This is a genomic window from Methanococcoides seepicolus (genome assembly GCF_023684405.1).
Taxonomy (GTDB): domain Archaea; phylum Halobacteriota; class Methanosarcinia; order Methanosarcinales; family Methanosarcinaceae; genus Methanococcoides; species Methanococcoides seepicolus.
Genome location: NZ_JAGSOI010000065.1, coordinates 1 through 14,898, shown reverse-complemented (window position 1 = coordinate 14,898; position 14,898 = coordinate 1). Strand labels below are relative to the sequence as shown.

At 41.5% G+C, this 14,898-nt stretch carries 18 protein-coding genes and 1 rRNA gene; 12 read left to right on the top strand and 7 right to left on the bottom strand.

Annotated elements, in window-relative coordinates; all coding sequences use genetic code 11:
- The first annotated feature begins 5 nt into the window (after nucleotides 1–5).
- The 10 genes from rrf (at nucleotide 6) to KDK67_RS12055 (ending at nucleotide 8,610) form a co-directional block, all read left to right on the top strand.
- Nucleotides 6–126, top strand: a 5S ribosomal RNA gene (rrf, locus tag KDK67_RS12100).
- Nucleotides 127–369: 243 nt separating this feature from the next.
- Nucleotides 370–1,383 carry a permease gene (locus KDK67_RS12095; RefSeq protein ID WP_250869048.1) on the top strand — a complete coding sequence of 338 codons (1,014 nt, stop codon included), beginning with the start codon at nucleotides 370–372 and terminating at the stop codon, nucleotides 1,381–1,383.
- 44 nt (nucleotides 1,384–1,427) lie between these two features.
- Nucleotides 1,428–2,465: an ACR3 family arsenite efflux transporter gene (gene arsB, locus KDK67_RS12090; RefSeq protein ID WP_276575152.1), complete on the top strand. Its 1,038-nt coding sequence runs from the start codon at nucleotides 1,428–1,430 to the stop codon at nucleotides 2,463–2,465.
- A gap of 13 nt (nucleotides 2,466–2,478) precedes the next feature.
- Complete coding sequence (locus tag KDK67_RS12085; protein WP_250869047.1) at nucleotides 2,479–3,168, top strand: metallophosphoesterase family protein; 690 nt, start codon at nucleotides 2,479–2,481, stop codon at nucleotides 3,166–3,168.
- 7 nt (nucleotides 3,169–3,175) lie between these two features.
- Nucleotides 3,176–3,340, top strand: coding sequence for a thioredoxin family protein (locus KDK67_RS12080; RefSeq protein ID WP_338101266.1), 165 nt, complete (start codon nucleotides 3,176–3,178; stop codon nucleotides 3,338–3,340).
- An 18-nt stretch (nucleotides 3,341–3,358) separates the two neighbouring features.
- Nucleotides 3,359–3,739, top strand: coding sequence for a putative zinc-binding protein (locus KDK67_RS12075; RefSeq protein WP_250869046.1), 381 nt, complete (start codon nucleotides 3,359–3,361; stop codon nucleotides 3,737–3,739).
- Nucleotides 3,740–3,839: 100 nt separating this feature from the next.
- Complete coding sequence (tgtA, locus tag KDK67_RS12070) at nucleotides 3,840–5,291, top strand: tRNA guanosine(15) transglycosylase TgtA (protein ID WP_250869045.1); 1,452 nt, start codon at nucleotides 3,840–3,842, stop codon at nucleotides 5,289–5,291.
- Between the two features lie 54 nt (nucleotides 5,292–5,345).
- Nucleotides 5,346–6,287, top strand: coding sequence for a UbiA prenyltransferase family protein (locus KDK67_RS12065; protein WP_250869044.1), 942 nt, complete (start codon nucleotides 5,346–5,348; stop codon nucleotides 6,285–6,287).
- A gap of 15 nt (nucleotides 6,288–6,302) precedes the next feature.
- Nucleotides 6,303–7,460 (top strand): NAD(P)/FAD-dependent oxidoreductase, encoded by a 1,158-nt coding sequence (locus KDK67_RS12060; protein ID WP_250869043.1) that lies wholly within the window; start codon nucleotides 6,303–6,305, stop codon nucleotides 7,458–7,460.
- A 4-nt stretch (nucleotides 7,461–7,464) separates the two neighbouring features.
- On the top strand, nucleotides 7,465–8,610 hold the full coding sequence (locus KDK67_RS12055) for a radical SAM/SPASM domain-containing protein (RefSeq protein WP_250869042.1): 1,146 nt from the start codon (nucleotides 7,465–7,467) through the stop codon (nucleotides 8,608–8,610).
- Between the two features lie 262 nt (nucleotides 8,611–8,872).
- Here KDK67_RS12055 and KDK67_RS12050 read toward each other — a convergent pair whose 3' ends face one another.
- The 6 genes from KDK67_RS12050 to KDK67_RS12025 form a co-directional block, all read right to left on the bottom strand.
- Nucleotides 8,873–9,730: a coiled-coil protein gene (locus tag KDK67_RS12050; RefSeq protein WP_250869041.1), complete on the bottom strand. Its 858-nt coding sequence runs from the start codon at nucleotides 9,728–9,730 to the stop codon at nucleotides 8,873–8,875.
- 71 nt (nucleotides 9,731–9,801) lie between these two features.
- A complete protein-coding gene (gene serB, locus KDK67_RS12045; protein WP_250869040.1) occupies nucleotides 9,802–10,419 on the bottom strand; it encodes a phosphoserine phosphatase SerB in 618 nt (205 codons plus the stop codon).
- 316 nt (nucleotides 10,420–10,735) lie between these two features.
- Nucleotides 10,736–11,068, bottom strand: a complete 333-nt coding sequence (locus KDK67_RS12040; RefSeq protein WP_250869039.1) for a P-II family nitrogen regulator — start codon at nucleotides 11,066–11,068, stop codon at nucleotides 10,736–10,738.
- Nucleotides 11,069–11,077: 9 nt separating this feature from the next.
- Nucleotides 11,078–12,274: an ammonium transporter gene (locus tag KDK67_RS12035; RefSeq protein ID WP_250869038.1), complete on the bottom strand. Its 1,197-nt coding sequence runs from the start codon at nucleotides 12,272–12,274 to the stop codon at nucleotides 11,078–11,080.
- A 346-nt stretch (nucleotides 12,275–12,620) separates the two neighbouring features.
- Nucleotides 12,621–12,977, bottom strand: coding sequence for a hypothetical protein (locus KDK67_RS12030; RefSeq protein ID WP_250869037.1), 357 nt, complete (start codon nucleotides 12,975–12,977; stop codon nucleotides 12,621–12,623).
- Nucleotides 12,978–12,981: 4 nt separating this feature from the next.
- Nucleotides 12,982–13,188, bottom strand: coding sequence for a hypothetical protein (locus KDK67_RS12025; RefSeq protein ID WP_250869036.1), 207 nt, complete (start codon nucleotides 13,186–13,188; stop codon nucleotides 12,982–12,984).
- 236 nt (nucleotides 13,189–13,424) lie between these two features.
- Here KDK67_RS12025 and KDK67_RS12020 point away from each other — a divergent pair, with 236 nt between their 5' ends.
- The gene (locus tag KDK67_RS12020; RefSeq protein WP_250869035.1) at nucleotides 13,425–13,859 is read left to right on the top strand and encodes a hypothetical protein; all 435 of its coding nucleotides are present in this window, start codon (nucleotides 13,425–13,427) and stop codon (nucleotides 13,857–13,859) included.
- Between the two features lie 20 nt (nucleotides 13,860–13,879).
- Nucleotides 13,880–14,059, top strand: coding sequence for a hypothetical protein (locus KDK67_RS12015; RefSeq protein WP_250869034.1), 180 nt, complete (start codon nucleotides 13,880–13,882; stop codon nucleotides 14,057–14,059).
- Nucleotides 14,060–14,418: 359 nt separating this feature from the next.
- On the opposite strand, the gene KDK67_RS12010 is transcribed toward KDK67_RS12015, so the two are convergent.
- Complete coding sequence (locus KDK67_RS12010) at nucleotides 14,419–14,847, bottom strand: hypothetical protein (RefSeq protein ID WP_250869033.1); 429 nt, start codon at nucleotides 14,845–14,847, stop codon at nucleotides 14,419–14,421.
- Nucleotides 14,848–14,898: the final 51 nt, after the last annotated feature.

The window sequence follows — 14,898 nt, the reverse complement described above, 5'->3', positions numbered from 1 at the left end:
AAGAGTATGGCGGCCACAGTGGCAGGGCAACTCCTGTTCCCATCCGAACACAGAAGATAAGTCTGCCCACGTTGCTTACTGTACTGAAGTACGAGAGTCTTCGGGAAATCTGCATCGCTGCTATGCTCACTATTATTAATCTTCTTTTGTTTAACTGATTTTAAATCACTAGTTTGACTTTGTTTTTCTGATATGTTTCGATTCATGATCACATTTTGCAGTTTTGATCTTGAATGGAAGTACTTCATTTTAATGTCTATTAGATCATCTTGAATCATAAAAATCAATTCAATAATAGTTGAGATAGATATGCTCATATAGCATTTCAACATTATTTGAAATGTCTCCCCTTATTATTTACTATCTCTTATGAATGCAGGTGTTCAATCAGTTCAGAACTACCTTGCATTGCATGTGCTTCTATGCTTGATACCTGCATTCTTCCTTGCAGGTGCGATAGCTTCACTTTTCTCTAAAGAGTCAGTATTGAAGTTCTTCGGAGCAGATGCACCAAAATATGTATCGTACTCAATAGCTGCAGCATCAGGATGCCTCCTTGCTGTGTGCAGTTGCACCGTACTCCCACTATTTGCAGGGATCTACAAAAGAGGAGCGGGGATTGGCCCTGCAACTACATTCCTGTTCTCTGCACCAGCCATTAACATACTCGCAATAGTTTACACTGCCAAGATCCTTGGCTATGACCTGGGTTTGGCAAGGGCAATTGTTGCTGTCTCGTTATCCATCGTTGTCGGACTTACAATGGCATCGATGTTTGAAAGGGGCAAGGTGGAAAGAAATAAGATCACCACTTTCGGAGAAGAAAAACACAAGAATAGTGCTTTGTTGTTCATCCTGCTTCTGGGAATCCTTGTTGTTCCGGAGATATTCAGTACATGGACGATGATGGCAGCAATACTTGTTCCTCTGATAACTGTTACTATCTATCTGTCTTTCAAGTGGTTCACTCGTGAGGAACTCTCTTCATGGATGGGTGAGACATGGTTCCTTGTAAAGCAGATCACACCTCTTCTTCTGATCGGTGTGTTCTTTGCAGGGGTAATTGTGGAAGTTCTTCCTTCTGAATATGTTGCCCGGTTTGTTGGTGGTGAATCTGTCTCATCAAACCTGATAGCATCTGTCTCAGGAGCCCTGATGTACTTCTCTACACTTACCGAGGTTCCGATTATCAGTGCTCTTACACTTCTTGGCATGGGTAAAGGTCCGGCACTCTCTATGCTTCTGGCAGGACCAGCACTCAGTCTTCCGAACATGATCGTTATCAGCAGGATATTGGGTGCAAAAAGAGGAGCTTCATACATAACACTGGTAGTGGTAATTGCTACACTTGCAGGACTTGGATTTGGTTACGTTATCGGATGATCGTATCAATAGTATTCAAAAATAGATAAAGGTTGGAGATTATAATGGCTGATGAAAAAAAGCTGGGATTTTTCGAAAAATACCTGACTATATGGATCTTTGCATGTATAGTCATTGGTATTGCTCTTGGTAGGATCTTTCCACAGATCGCCGGGACATTGGATTCGATGCAGTTATATGAGGTTTCTATTCCTATTGCGATCTGTCTTTTCTTCATGATCTATCCGATCATGGTTCAGATCGATTTCAAACAGGTTGTAAAAGCAGGAAAGACCCCTAAACCTGTACTTACTACATTGATCATCAACTGGGCTGTAAAACCCTTTACCATGCTCTTCTTTGCATGGCTGTTCATGGCAAATGTATTCTCTCCTTATCTCACAGAGCTCCAGATCTCACAATACATAGCAGGAATGATATTGCTCGGAGTCGCTCCATGCACTGCAATGGTGCTTGTGTGGGGATATCTTGCAAAGGGCAATCAGGGTCATACATTGGTAATGGTTGCAATTAATTCTCTGGCTATGCTCTTCCTATATGCACCCCTTGCGAGACTCTTGCTTGGCATAAATGATATCGTGGTTCCTTGGGAAACAATTCTGCTTTCTGTAAGCATGTATGTAGGTGTGCCTTTGTTTGCCGGATACTTCTCACGAAATTATCTGCTGGCAAACAAAGGAAAGGACTGGTTCGAGAACAGTTTCTCACCTGTAATGCATAACATTTCTATTACTGCACTACTGGTCACATTGATTGCCTTGTTCTCACTTCAGGGAGATGTGATAATTGAGATGCCCCTTGTGATAGCGATGATCGCAGTTCCCCTTCTGTTTCAGGTATTCTTCATATTCTTCCTTGGATATGGCATTGCTAAAGTGATTGGGATGACTTATGAAAATGCAGCACCAACAGCACTAATTGGTGCCTCTAACCATTTCGAAGTTGCAATTGCAGTCGCAGCAATGCTTTTTGGAATGAATTCGGGTGCAGCACTTGCGACCGTTGTGGGGGTGCTCATAGAGGTTCCTGTAATGCTCGGACTTGTAAGCATATGTCTGAAGACAAAGCATATGTTCAAATAATGAGGTGACAAAAATGAAATTCTTGATAATATCGGACATCCATGGAAATAAAGATGCTCTTGATGCCGTACTTTCCGTTCCTCATGATGAAGTGATCTGCCTGGGCGATCTTGTGGACTATGGCCCTGATCCTTCTGAATGCATCGAACTCCTCAAAAATGAGAACATAGCTACGATCAAAGGTAATCATGACAATGCAGTGGCTTCAAAGGTTGATTGCGGATGTGGGTACAAGTACAAGCACCTCTCCATCGCTACCAGGGAATACACGTGGGGCCAGCTCAGCATCGATCATATGGATTATCTCAGGGGGCTACCACTCTATATTGAAAAGAGATTCGGAAAGAAAAAGATACATTTTGCTCATGGAAGCCTAAGGTCCATGTATGAATACATCAAGCCTGATACTCCTGAAGCAGATGTACTTGAGATGATCGAAGGTGTGGATGCGGATCTTATTATAATTGGTCATTCTCATATTCCTTTCATCAGGCATGTGGGTGATGTGGCAATAATAAATCCGGGTTCTGTAGGCCAGCCAAGGGATGGGGATGTGCGTGCAAGTTGTGCTGTATTTGATACGCAAACGCAGTCAGTACAGATGATCAGATGTGAGTATGATCTGGACCTGGTGTGCCAACGAATAGTAGAGAATATGCCCCATGCAGATGAACTTGTAGATATATTGAAAAGGGGTTATTGAGAAAATAGTGAATGAGAATGGCATTAATGCCGAAATAACCAAAGTCGAAGATATAAACAAAATATTGGACTACGGAGTAATGATCACTCTTGGGCCGGTCATCGATGGCGATGTCAAGATCGCAGGCAAGATCCCTTCAGAAGATAAAGTAAAGGAATGGCTCACTCAGTAAATACAGGTGGTAATAATAATGGCTGAAGATATAAAATGTACATGTTGCTCCGGCAATGTCGGACTATTCTCCTGCTCCGGTGCTTCCAATGTAGGTCAGCTTTCCAATCAGATAGTTATCGAGCTAAATGACAGGGAAGTTGGGAATATGATGTGTGCAGTGGGTATTGGCGGAAAAGTATCTGGTCTTGTGAGATCTGCAGAAGGCTGTGACAGGATAATCGCAATAGACGGGTGCCCGCTGGAATGCACTAAAAAGGCCCTTAAACTTTCAAACATAAACATTGACCGTCACATCATACTAACAGATCTGGGTATAGTCAAGAACAAAGATCTGAATGTATCAGAATCCGATGTGGCAAAAGCATTTGAAAAAGTATCCGGGATAATTTCAAATTGAAATAAATTGAACATAACGGGCTTAAATTGTATACTGGCAAATTTCATCTTAAAAGTGATGAAATACAAATATATAATATCAGCCAATATCTAATGCTCAAATGTCATCGATATTCGAGATTACCCACAAAGATGCAGCAGGACGCATTGGGAAACTAAAAACGCCACACGGAACTGTGGAAACTCCCACCGTCATGCCTGTAATAAACCCGAACCTTCAGGTCATAAAACCTTCCGAAATGAGGGACTTCGGTGCCCAGATGTTAATAACTAACTCCTACATCATATCACGCAGGGACGAGCTTCGGGAAAAAGCCCTTAAGGACGGTCTGCATTCACTTCTTGATTTTGATGGACCTATAATGACCGATTCCGGCTCTTTCCAGCTTTCGGTGTACGGGGACATCGAGATAACCAATGAACAGATCATCGAGTTTCAAAAAACGATTGGATCAGACGTTGGTGTCCCTCTTGACATACCTACTCCTCCGGATGTACCTCGATCACGTGCGGAATCAGAACTGGAAACTACCATTAAACGTCTCATCGAAGCACGCGGCATGGTAAATGACGAGATGCTTCTTGCAGGCCCTGTTCAGGGTTCTACATATACTGATCTGCGTGAAAAATGTGCCAGCACCATTAGTGAACACAAATTCGATGTATATCCAATTGGTGCAGTCGTTCCTCTGATGGAATCCTATCGCTATGCAGAACTTGTTGACGTCATCGTCTCATCGAAAAAAGGTCTTGACCCCACCGTACCCGTTCATCTGTTTGGTGCCGGTCACCCAATGATGTTCGCTCTGGCAGTAGCACTTGGATGCGACCTTTTCGATTCTGCAGCTTATGCACTCTATGCAAAGGACAGGCGATACATTACTTCCAAAGGGACCTATCATATTGATAACCTGAGCTATCTTCCATGTTCCTGCCCAATATGTGTCTCACACACAGCAGAAGAGGTTAAAAAAGCCGACAATTGCAGTGATCTTCTGGCAAGGCACAACCTCTATGTGACATTTGAGGAAATTCGCCTTATAAAGCAATCTATAAAAGAAGGCAACCTGCTGGAACTTGTGGAACTGAGATGCCGCAGTCATCCAAGAATGCTCGAAGCATTGAAACGGATGTACTCATATTCTGACTGGATCGAAAAATACGACCCTGCATCTAAATCCACGTTCTTCTACTGTGGACCAGAATCAGCACAAAGGCCGGAAGTCTTAAGATTCTCCAAAAGGCTTGAGCGCTTCACCATAAAAGGCACTGCTGTGATCAGACCGTTCTCAATGAGGACCTATCCTGAATCTGATAATGACCTTATATTCAAAGCACCATTCGGTTCATTCCCTGCTGAACTTTCCGAGGTATATCCGTTCAATGCGGAAGTTATCAACGACACCGATCTCGAATCGTTAGGCAAGGCTCTTGAAAATACTATCCGGCTCATCGAATTGAATCCCGATGCAGAGTTTACTTTCATAAAGGGAAAAGAGCTTGAACATCCTCTATTTGAAAAGCTGGAAAAGATCGCGGACGTCAAAGAGTGATTCATTGATGTTCATTGAAAACAACAATTAAATATCTCATCATTGGTGATTCATTTGGTATCAACAACAGGATCAAAAACACGCAACCCATACTTAGAACTGCTAAGGCCGGAGATTGCGGATATGGACTTTGCCCTTCCGGCATCGAGTGCACTGCTGGCATCTTATCTTGCCACATCTGCACTACCTCCGCTCATTCCATTCATAATTGCTGTCATAGGTGGATATGCTGCCATCACAAGTTCTTATGTGTATAATGATTGCTGTGATGTGGATATCGATAAGATAAACCTGCCTGACAGGCCGTTGGCATCTGAAACGCTATCCCAGAAAAATGGATTGACGTATTCACTCATCCTTTTCTTCGTAGCAGCAGTGGCAGCATTCTATCTGAATCCCGAATCTCTGTTCATACTTGTCATCGCAGTAGCGACCATCAGCATATATTCAATGTTCGCAAAGCGGATGACCTTTTTAAGCTTCATACCCGTGGGAATAGCTTATGGGCTTGTTCCGGTCGGCATCTGGCTTGCTTTCGACCCTGCGGGCATACTCAGGGGAAATGATGGTGTAATATTGCCATTGCCGGCAATATTCTTCTTTATAATGATGTGTGTTGCTGATTGGGGCTTCACCCTTTCTGGAGTATGCAGGGATGTTGAAGGTGACCGTGCAAAAGGTGCACCCACATTCCCGGTGACATTTGGGGTACCTCTGACATCCAAATTCATTCTTGCATGCTGGGTAATTGGTATCCTCGCATCAATGGCCATTGGTATCACCGCAGAACTTGGTCCTGTCTTCTTTACAGGTGCCATACTTTCAGGTATGTGGATGCTATCAAAGGCACTTGATTTTGTGAAAAATCCTCTTCCTGAACGTGGAGGTAGGTTGTTCCTTCAGGGTTCCAGGTACAGGGGTGTGATGTTTGGTTCACTCATACTCGATGTGATCCTTTCCATTGGTGTTTCTTCCTATGCGGGAATTCTTTGGTGATCGGAGGTAATAGAAATGGATGCTGATATTATTGTGATCGGTGCATCTCCTGCAGGACTTATGGCTGCACGTAATGCTTCTAGAAAAGGTGTGAAGGTTCTTCTTCTTGATAAAAAAGAGATTATCGGCCATCCCACACACCCTGCGAATACTTTCTTCAAAGGAATGTTCGACAGGGCAGGCGAAGCGGTGGACCAGAGCTATGTTCTTAAGAATATGAATGGAGCATATTTGGTAGCACCATCTGGTGGCAGGGTTGCGATAGAAGCTCCTGCTTATTTCCTTGATCGTCTCAAATTCGATGAGTTCTATGCCAAACAGACCCAAGATTCCGGTGTTGAGATGCGTATGGGTGTCGATGTACATAACATCTTAAGGAACAGCAATGGGATGTCGCTCAGTACGAACGATGGGGTGCTTACCTGTAAGATGGTCATCGTCTCAGATGGTATAAACTCAAAGCTTGCAGGTCTTCTCGGGCTTCAACCTATGAAGTATTCTAACGATATCGCATGGGCAATGGAAGCGTTCGTAGAGGCCGATGGTATAGGCGAGCCGGATATGTTCGAATATTATGTTGGCAATCACTGCCCTGGCTGGAAATCAACATATTCCCCATGTGGCAAGGACCTTGCTACTCTCGGGGTCTATGTTAGAAGGAATGGAAAAGATGTAACTCCATTCTTTGATAGGTGGGTGGAGAAATTCAAGAAAATTAAAGGCATAGATGATCTTGTGATCCATGAAAGGGCAGTTGGTGGAGATCCCATCGTCACAATACCAAAACAGATGCATACTGATGGTGTTATGCTCGTGGGCGGGGCTGCAGGCCAGTCCGGTATTGGCTATGGTATGCATGCCGGTCAGATGTGTGGTGATGTTGCCGCTGATGCCATTGCTAAAGACGATGTTTCGGCCAAGGTCCTTTCTGAATATCGGAGTAAGTGGAACACTGAATACAGGGCTGAATACATTCTTGGCCGTATCGGTCTCGAAACCCTTCGCAAGATGGAGGATCGAGAGATCGATAGGTTAATGAAGACATTTGAAGATGAGGACTTTTCCTTCCTTTCAGGTAATTCTACACACAAGTGTATGCAACTTGGCCTTTTCATGTTGAAGAAAGATCCCCGTTCCTTCCTTTCTTATAAGGCACTTTTGAGGAGCAAATGAACTTATGACCTCTGATAAAAGGTATTATTTCTACAAGAACCCGTTCTTCAAGGTCTATGCAACAGTAGATGATGGTCTTGTAAAAATGCACACCTCAGGAGTTGCATCAAGGGCAATTAAACCGCTCACTTCCGATATGATGGACCTATTCGATGGTAAGAAGCCCGCTGTTATAAAAGAGGATGAACTTATCTTCTCCACATGGATGCCTCCTATTCCAAGCAAAGCCTTTGATCGGCTTGTGTCAAGCCAGATGGGATATATAAGGGGGAAAATGCTTCCTGAGCAGGTGACCATTTCAATAACGGAGGAATGTCCCAATAAATGTCTCCATTGTGCTCTTCCTGATACGAAGAACAAAGCCACTTTACCTGTTGAAACCGTAAAGAATGTCATTGATCAGGTTCTTGACCTGGGTTCAACCTTCATTGTCTTTGATGGTGGTGAACCGCTGACCTATGATGGTCTCGAAGAGCTCATCGAATATGTGGACCGGGAAAGGGCGCTCACGGGTATGTTCACATCAGGTGTCGGGCTAACGCTTGAGAAAGCAATGTCCCTAAAGGAAGCCGGTCTTGATATGATCAGCGTCAGTCTTGACAGTGCAAATGAAGCAGGTCACGATTCAATGCGTGGCCGTTCAGGTGTTTTTAACTCTGCCATTGAAGGGATAAAGAATTCACTGGATTCCGGATTGCTTGTTAATATCTATGTCGTCATCTCTCCTAACAACATTGATGAACTGGATGATTTCTACACTCTGGCAACTGAGATGGGTGTACATGAGATCTCGTTCTTCGAGATAGTCCCTACTGGAAGATGGATGGACCGTTCGGATGGCCTGATGAGCTTAGAAGATCACAGGAAATTCGATTCTTTCATAGAAAAAGCTGAAAGAATGGATGGTCCAAAACTTTTCCCTATTCCACATGTCCTTAAGAAGATGGGCTGTTTTGCAGGTAGAAAATGGTTACATATCACTCCAGAGGGGGATATTTTCCCATGTGCATGTCTGCCTTTATCGTTTGGTAATATCGATCAGGACAAACTTGCTGATGTCTGGCGAAAGATCCGCAAAGATTCTACTTATGATGGGGGTATCTGCTTGATGAGGGACCCTGAGTTTAGGAAATTGCATAATTTTGATTGACCTTGTATCTTTTATATTTTCAAGGCTACATTTTTTTTATTTTTTTGTCGAGTTTTAGATAACAATTCTGGCTCAAGTATTTTATTGATGTATGTGGGGGACTTGCCTATATCTATCTGCATATGACCCAATATCTGCTATTGATGATGGCCCAAGTTACTTGCTGATCAGATTGCAGTAAAGTAGTAATAATAAGGTTAAAACAGTCAATAATAAAATTGAGGGCAAAGCTTGCCCTCATTAGTAAATTTACTTTTGTTGATCAGAGCATGCCGGACTTCTGCAGTGTCATGAGGTTCTCTGTGGTGAGCTTCTCACCAGATTTAAACTTCTCAAATAGCTCTGCAGCATCTTTCCTGACATCTTCCATTGATGCGACCTTCTTTCCGTCGGTCTCTCCCTTGCGCATCTTGCGAACTTCTTTATCGATGTCCCGGATCTCTTTCTGTGCTGAAATGAACAGTTTGTGCTGTTCGTCAGCTTTCTCCTGGAACTCGACAAATTGCTTGTGAGCAGCATCAGATTCTGCACGCATCTTGTCAGCTTCTTTGAATGTGGAGATCATCTTGTCATGATACTCCTGAGCTTTCTGTGCGTACTCTGAAAGGACATTGTGGAATTCGGAAGCCTCATCACGGATCGCTTGTGCTTCATCTAACAGGTTCTTAAGCTCGGTATTGCTCTCGAGCTGGTCCTTCTTGACAACATATTGTTTCTGAAGTTCTGTTATTTTGCTGACAAGATCCTTCTCCTTTGCAGGAGTGAGTACTTCTGTCTGCTGTGTGAATTCGAGACGGTCTATTTCCTTGCGGATATCCTTTATGGATGGACCTGTAAGATTACTTGCAGCACGCAGCGCATCGACTTTTGCGAATACTTCGTTAGCCTTTGCATTGATCTCATCACGTTTTGCTTTGTTCTCTTTTACCTGCTCATTGTTCTCATCACGAAGCTTCTTGTATTCCTGGGCTTCATTGATAAGTTCTTTTGTGCTTTTGTTGAGATCATTGCGCTTCGCTGCTAGAGTGCTTGCTTCTGCGTTCAATGCATTACGTTTCTCTTTGTAGTCTTCGGACGCAGACTTTAAATCCTGCTTCTTTGTGTTCAGTTCTTTCATCATGCTCTATGAATCCTCCCGCTCCAGCAAAAAAGCTGGCATTTCATGCATTTCTAATGCACGATACGCAGGGCTTACTCCAAGTCAAGTGAATCTATTATTGGAATAATGTCCCTGAGGTGTTTTTGGGTAATGACCGCATCTGCGTATTGACGCAGAATTGGTTTTGGATTAAATGCAATTGCACATCCTGCTATCTTAAAGATGCATATGTCGTTAGCACCATCGCCAACAACAATACAGTTTTCAGGTTTCAGACCATTTTCCTTTGCTATCTGTTCAAAAGCTTTTTCCTTTGAATGATTTTCTGTCATTGGTCCGGAAACCCTGCCTGTAAGATACCCGTCTTCGATCTCCAGTATGTTGGAGAACACATAATCCATATCAAGTAACTTTGCAATTCTGTCAGTGGAAAGTGTAAATCCACCTGATAATATTGCGGTCTTGAATCCCAGGGATTTTACATGTTTGACGAGCTCTTCTGCTCCGGGCATGAGGGGCATGGAATTCATTGTTTCCATTGCTTTTTCAAGTTTCAATCCTTTTAAAAGTGCAACTCTTTCTTTAAGCGCTTGGTTGTAATCTATCTCTCCGTTCATTGCTTTTTCAGTTACAACGGATACCTTGTCCACAACGCCGGCAGCACGCGCAAGCTCATCGATGCTTTCCGCATCTATGAGGGTGCTGTCCATATCAAAAACAATCAGCTTTGAATAAGTTCTCTTAGAAATGTTGTTGCTGGAATTCACTTGACCATACCTTATACTTTAAGACACTGATTACGAATCAGTAATAATGGAATGTACTGAGATTGGAGTACCATTACTTACATTGCTTTTAACCTTTTCGGGTAGATGTCGGCTTCTGAAAAAGATTGCAATGATCTTTCTCTCATACCGATCGGTTACGGCTTGAAAGTACCTATTCTATTTTTGGAGATCGATCAATTATTTATACCATTTCTTAAAGGAAGAAAGAGGTTCCATTTTAAGGAACCTCCCTACTGATTTATTCTGTAATATATTCTTCTGCCCTTATTCCTACTACCATTTCCACAGGCGATACGAATATTTTGCCGTCTCCGATCTTTCCGGTACGTGCAGACTGTTTAATGGTCTGTATTACCGTTTCAACTTCATCATTCTTTACAACGATATCGATCTGTATCTTGGGTATCATGTCGATAAGGTTCCGCTTACCTCTGAACTGGAGGCATATCCCTTTCTGTTCACCTCTGCCTTTAACGTCAAAGGTAGTCATTGCATTAAATCCTTTTTCAGCAAGGTCCTCTTTTACTGTTTCCAGTTTTTCCGGTCTTATTATGGCTGTTATTTTCTTCATGGAATCACCTTAAAGCTCCATTGATTCACCGTGCTGGGCAACATCCAGTCCGACATATTCCTCTTCTTCGGTAACTCTTAAACCGATTGTCTTGTCAATTATCTTCGCAAGTATATATGTCATCACGAAAGAATAACCAACCGCAACGAATGCATCGATTCCCTGTATGATGAACTGTCCTACATTTCCGTATATCAGGCCATCGACCCCGCCAATGGCTGCGACAGCAAAGACACCTGTGGCAAGTGCTCCGAAAAGTCCTCCTACGCCATGGATTGCCCATGCATCAAGACTTTCATCAAACTTCTTGTGTATACGGAAAAGTAAAGTTCCGTAACATAATATCCCTGCTGAACCTCCAATGATTATGGACTCCAGAGGTCCTACAAATCCACATGCCGGGGTAATAGCAACAAGTCCTGCAATAGCACCACTGATCATTCCCAGTGAACTTGGCTTGCCTTTTATCCATGAAGCTCCCATCCATGTGAGGGCTCCTGATGCAGCAGATATCAGTGTGACCACAAAAGCGTTTGCTGCAAGACCATCCGCTGCAAGTGCACTTCCTGCATTGAATGCGAACCATCCGAACCATAGCAATGCCCCACCAAGCAAAGTGGTGGTAATGTTCTCAGGTTCCATACTATACTTTCCGAATCCTATTCTCTTGCCTATGACAAATGATAATGCCAGTGCTCCAAATCCTGAACTGATGTGGACCACTGTCCCTCCTGCGAAGTCCAGTGCTCCCATGCTATGTGCCCAGCCGCCTCCCCATGCCCAGTGAGCAAGGGGGTCGTATACAAGGGTTGTCCAGAGGAGTCCGAATACGATAAATGAACTGAGCTTTATCCTTTCTGCCACACCTGAGGTCAGGATTGCCAGTGCTATAGCTGCGAATACAAGCTGGAAAGCCATGAAGAGTATGTCTGGTATCCCATCTCCATCCATTCCCACTCCCTTTAGGCCAATGTAGTCCAGCCCACCGATCAATCCTCCGATATCATGGCCGAAGGAAAGGGTGTAGCCTATTGTTACCCACTGGATGGTAACGATGGCCAGTGAGATGAAAGAGAGGGCTATCATGGATATTATGTTCTTGTTTCTCACCATACCTCCGTAGAAAAGCCCTACTGCCGGTGTCATAAGCATGACCATGGCGGTGCATATCAGAACAAATGCAGTGTCTCCTGCTTCCAGAACCATTTTATTCATCCCCTGGTCCTACTTTAAACAGTAGCAAGCTGCTTTCGCAGTTTGTTACATGGCGTTCGATCATCATTATTTTTGAATACAATTCTATTGCTCCTTTGATCCAATTGTGTGTATATCGTTTTACACGGTACTAAGAAAGTGTTTACCTACTTACTATTATTTAAAATTAACGTTTTAAATTATTACATAATTGTTACTGGGGCCTATGGGTGAATCGTAGAGCTGTGGTGAACATCCCATTATCTGATCGATCAATAATCAAAAATATTATATTTTTATTAAATTACATAACATATATAGAATAAAAAAGCAAAAAAAATAATATCTATTTTTGTTGTCAATAATCTTCAGGTAGCATAATTGTGTACTTGCCAAGCTCGTTTAATGATATGAATATCTGCTGTTTCTTCCCACTGGGCAACTCAATCTCACCTGAATAAAACGATTCTGGCTTATCCTTGGAGCCATTGGATGCTTGCCGCACAATCGCATTAGCCTGATTCAGTAGGTCTAACAGATTAGGCACATTAATATCATCATCCATGTAGCCCTGAGACATTAGGTTAGTTGTAATGTACCTGATGATACCTTTCTCCCATTCAGGATTGATTTGTAGGATATCAAAAAGGATGCCATCTTCAACAACTTGTTCTGATGTGTAAGTAAAGACAACTTCACCAAAAATACCATCCATACTATCACATCTTCTGCTGGATTGTCACAACAAAGGTCGATCTATCAGGTGTGATAACAACTAAGCCATTATCATTAGACAACATCCCTGCTTCTTCAAATGTCATCACTTCATAGGATTGAATTTCTCCTTCCTCATCTTCTTCATCTTCCCAAGTCTTTTCCCAAATTGCATTCTCAAGAAATGTCCTAAATTTAGATTCGGTATTCATAGTTTATCACCGAACAAATTTATTCGAGACATTCCTCATGTAATCTTTGAAAGATTATTTACGATGATTTGGGGTAGAGCCATGATATTGGTGGATGAGAGAACGATTAGTGTGGAGATTGTGGAGGGGTTCTAATATGAATGCTTTCAAATCGTTATTTTGTACATACCTCTGGAAGTTAATAAACTTCCATAATCATTGGGAACAATTATAACTATAAAAGACATTACTCTCTTATGAAAAAAATTATTTTGATTTTTGTGTTAATTTTATTTTTTTTGTTTGCTACAGGATGCATAAGTCAAAATGACGATTATAGTGTAGAAGTTGAAGAAATAACTAAAGAAGATGGAATTAATAATGTAAAACTTGTAATCACAAATCATGAATCCGAGAGTATTAAATTAAAATTCAAAACACACGGCATAGTTTATGATGACGGATCTCAAGTAGGCATTCATAATAGTTTACTACTTCCAACGAAATATTACACAATAACAAGTAAAGAATATGCACGTTATTTTACCATCTTGCCAAATGCTAAAAAGCAATTCAACTTAGCATTTAAAGAAATTAATAAAGACGGGAATCCACAATTAGTTGTCAGTTTTGTAGATGAAAACGAATATGAAACTGAGTTTGTTATAAGTTTAAACGAGCATTTAAACTAATATTTAACAGGTATTCTATTATGGAAACGTTTAGTGAAGCAAAGGAACGACTTCATAAAGTTGTAACTGAATCAGACATTTCAATGGAACTTAAAGAAGCATTCCAAACTTTGATTGATACCTTTTTTATAGATAATCAAAACCTTTCCAAAAGACGTAAACAACAACTAAAATATGATTTTGAACTTGCATCTTCTTAGTGCTGTATATCAGCATGTAAATTTGATGTTGAAAATGGCGATTACTATAAAGTAAAAGACCAAATAGATGTTACTTTTCTAAATCTACTCGATAAATCTGTTGAGAAGAAAGGTCTGCTAGACAAAATCCTTAATTGTATTAGTATAAAAGAAATTACGCTTTTCAAAATTAACAAATAAATTTCGATTATCATCTCATCCTTATAATATTTCTATATTTTAATACCAGGATATCCCTTATCCAGAAATCGATAAGCACAAGAGATGTACATGAGAAACAGGATGGTACGTTAAAGAAAATCCGCGCAAGATAAGAATGGGATAATTACTCCAAAAAGGATATGTTTGAATATATATGTTCAATCTTTTAATTCACTAATTGGTCGTGTCTCACCTATGTAGGAATCAATCTTCTGTAATGGCTTTCCTCTTTGGAGTTTACGAAGATTAAGTTCTCTACCTTGATTGTGTAAAGCTCTTAGATTCATATATGTTTGAATTCCAAGGATATTTAGCTTATACTTGTACATCAGTCTATTTGTCTTAGCTTCACGTCCCTTTCTTCTCCCAACATAACCATAATATCGATAACTCTTTAACATGCTTGCTACTTTGCTTTTTTCAACTTCTATAATCTCTGCAATTTCATTATAGGTCATGCTTTTTGGATAAATCTCATAGAGTTCTCGAAAGATCAGAAATTTCAAATAATGGATCTCCTCAACATCGAGTGGGTAATTTAACATCTTCATCTTCCAATTCAATTCTATGGAAGATAAAGAACTCATTCAAATTGCACTTGGCTTATCATCTCCTTGGTTTGTGAAAGATATTGACCT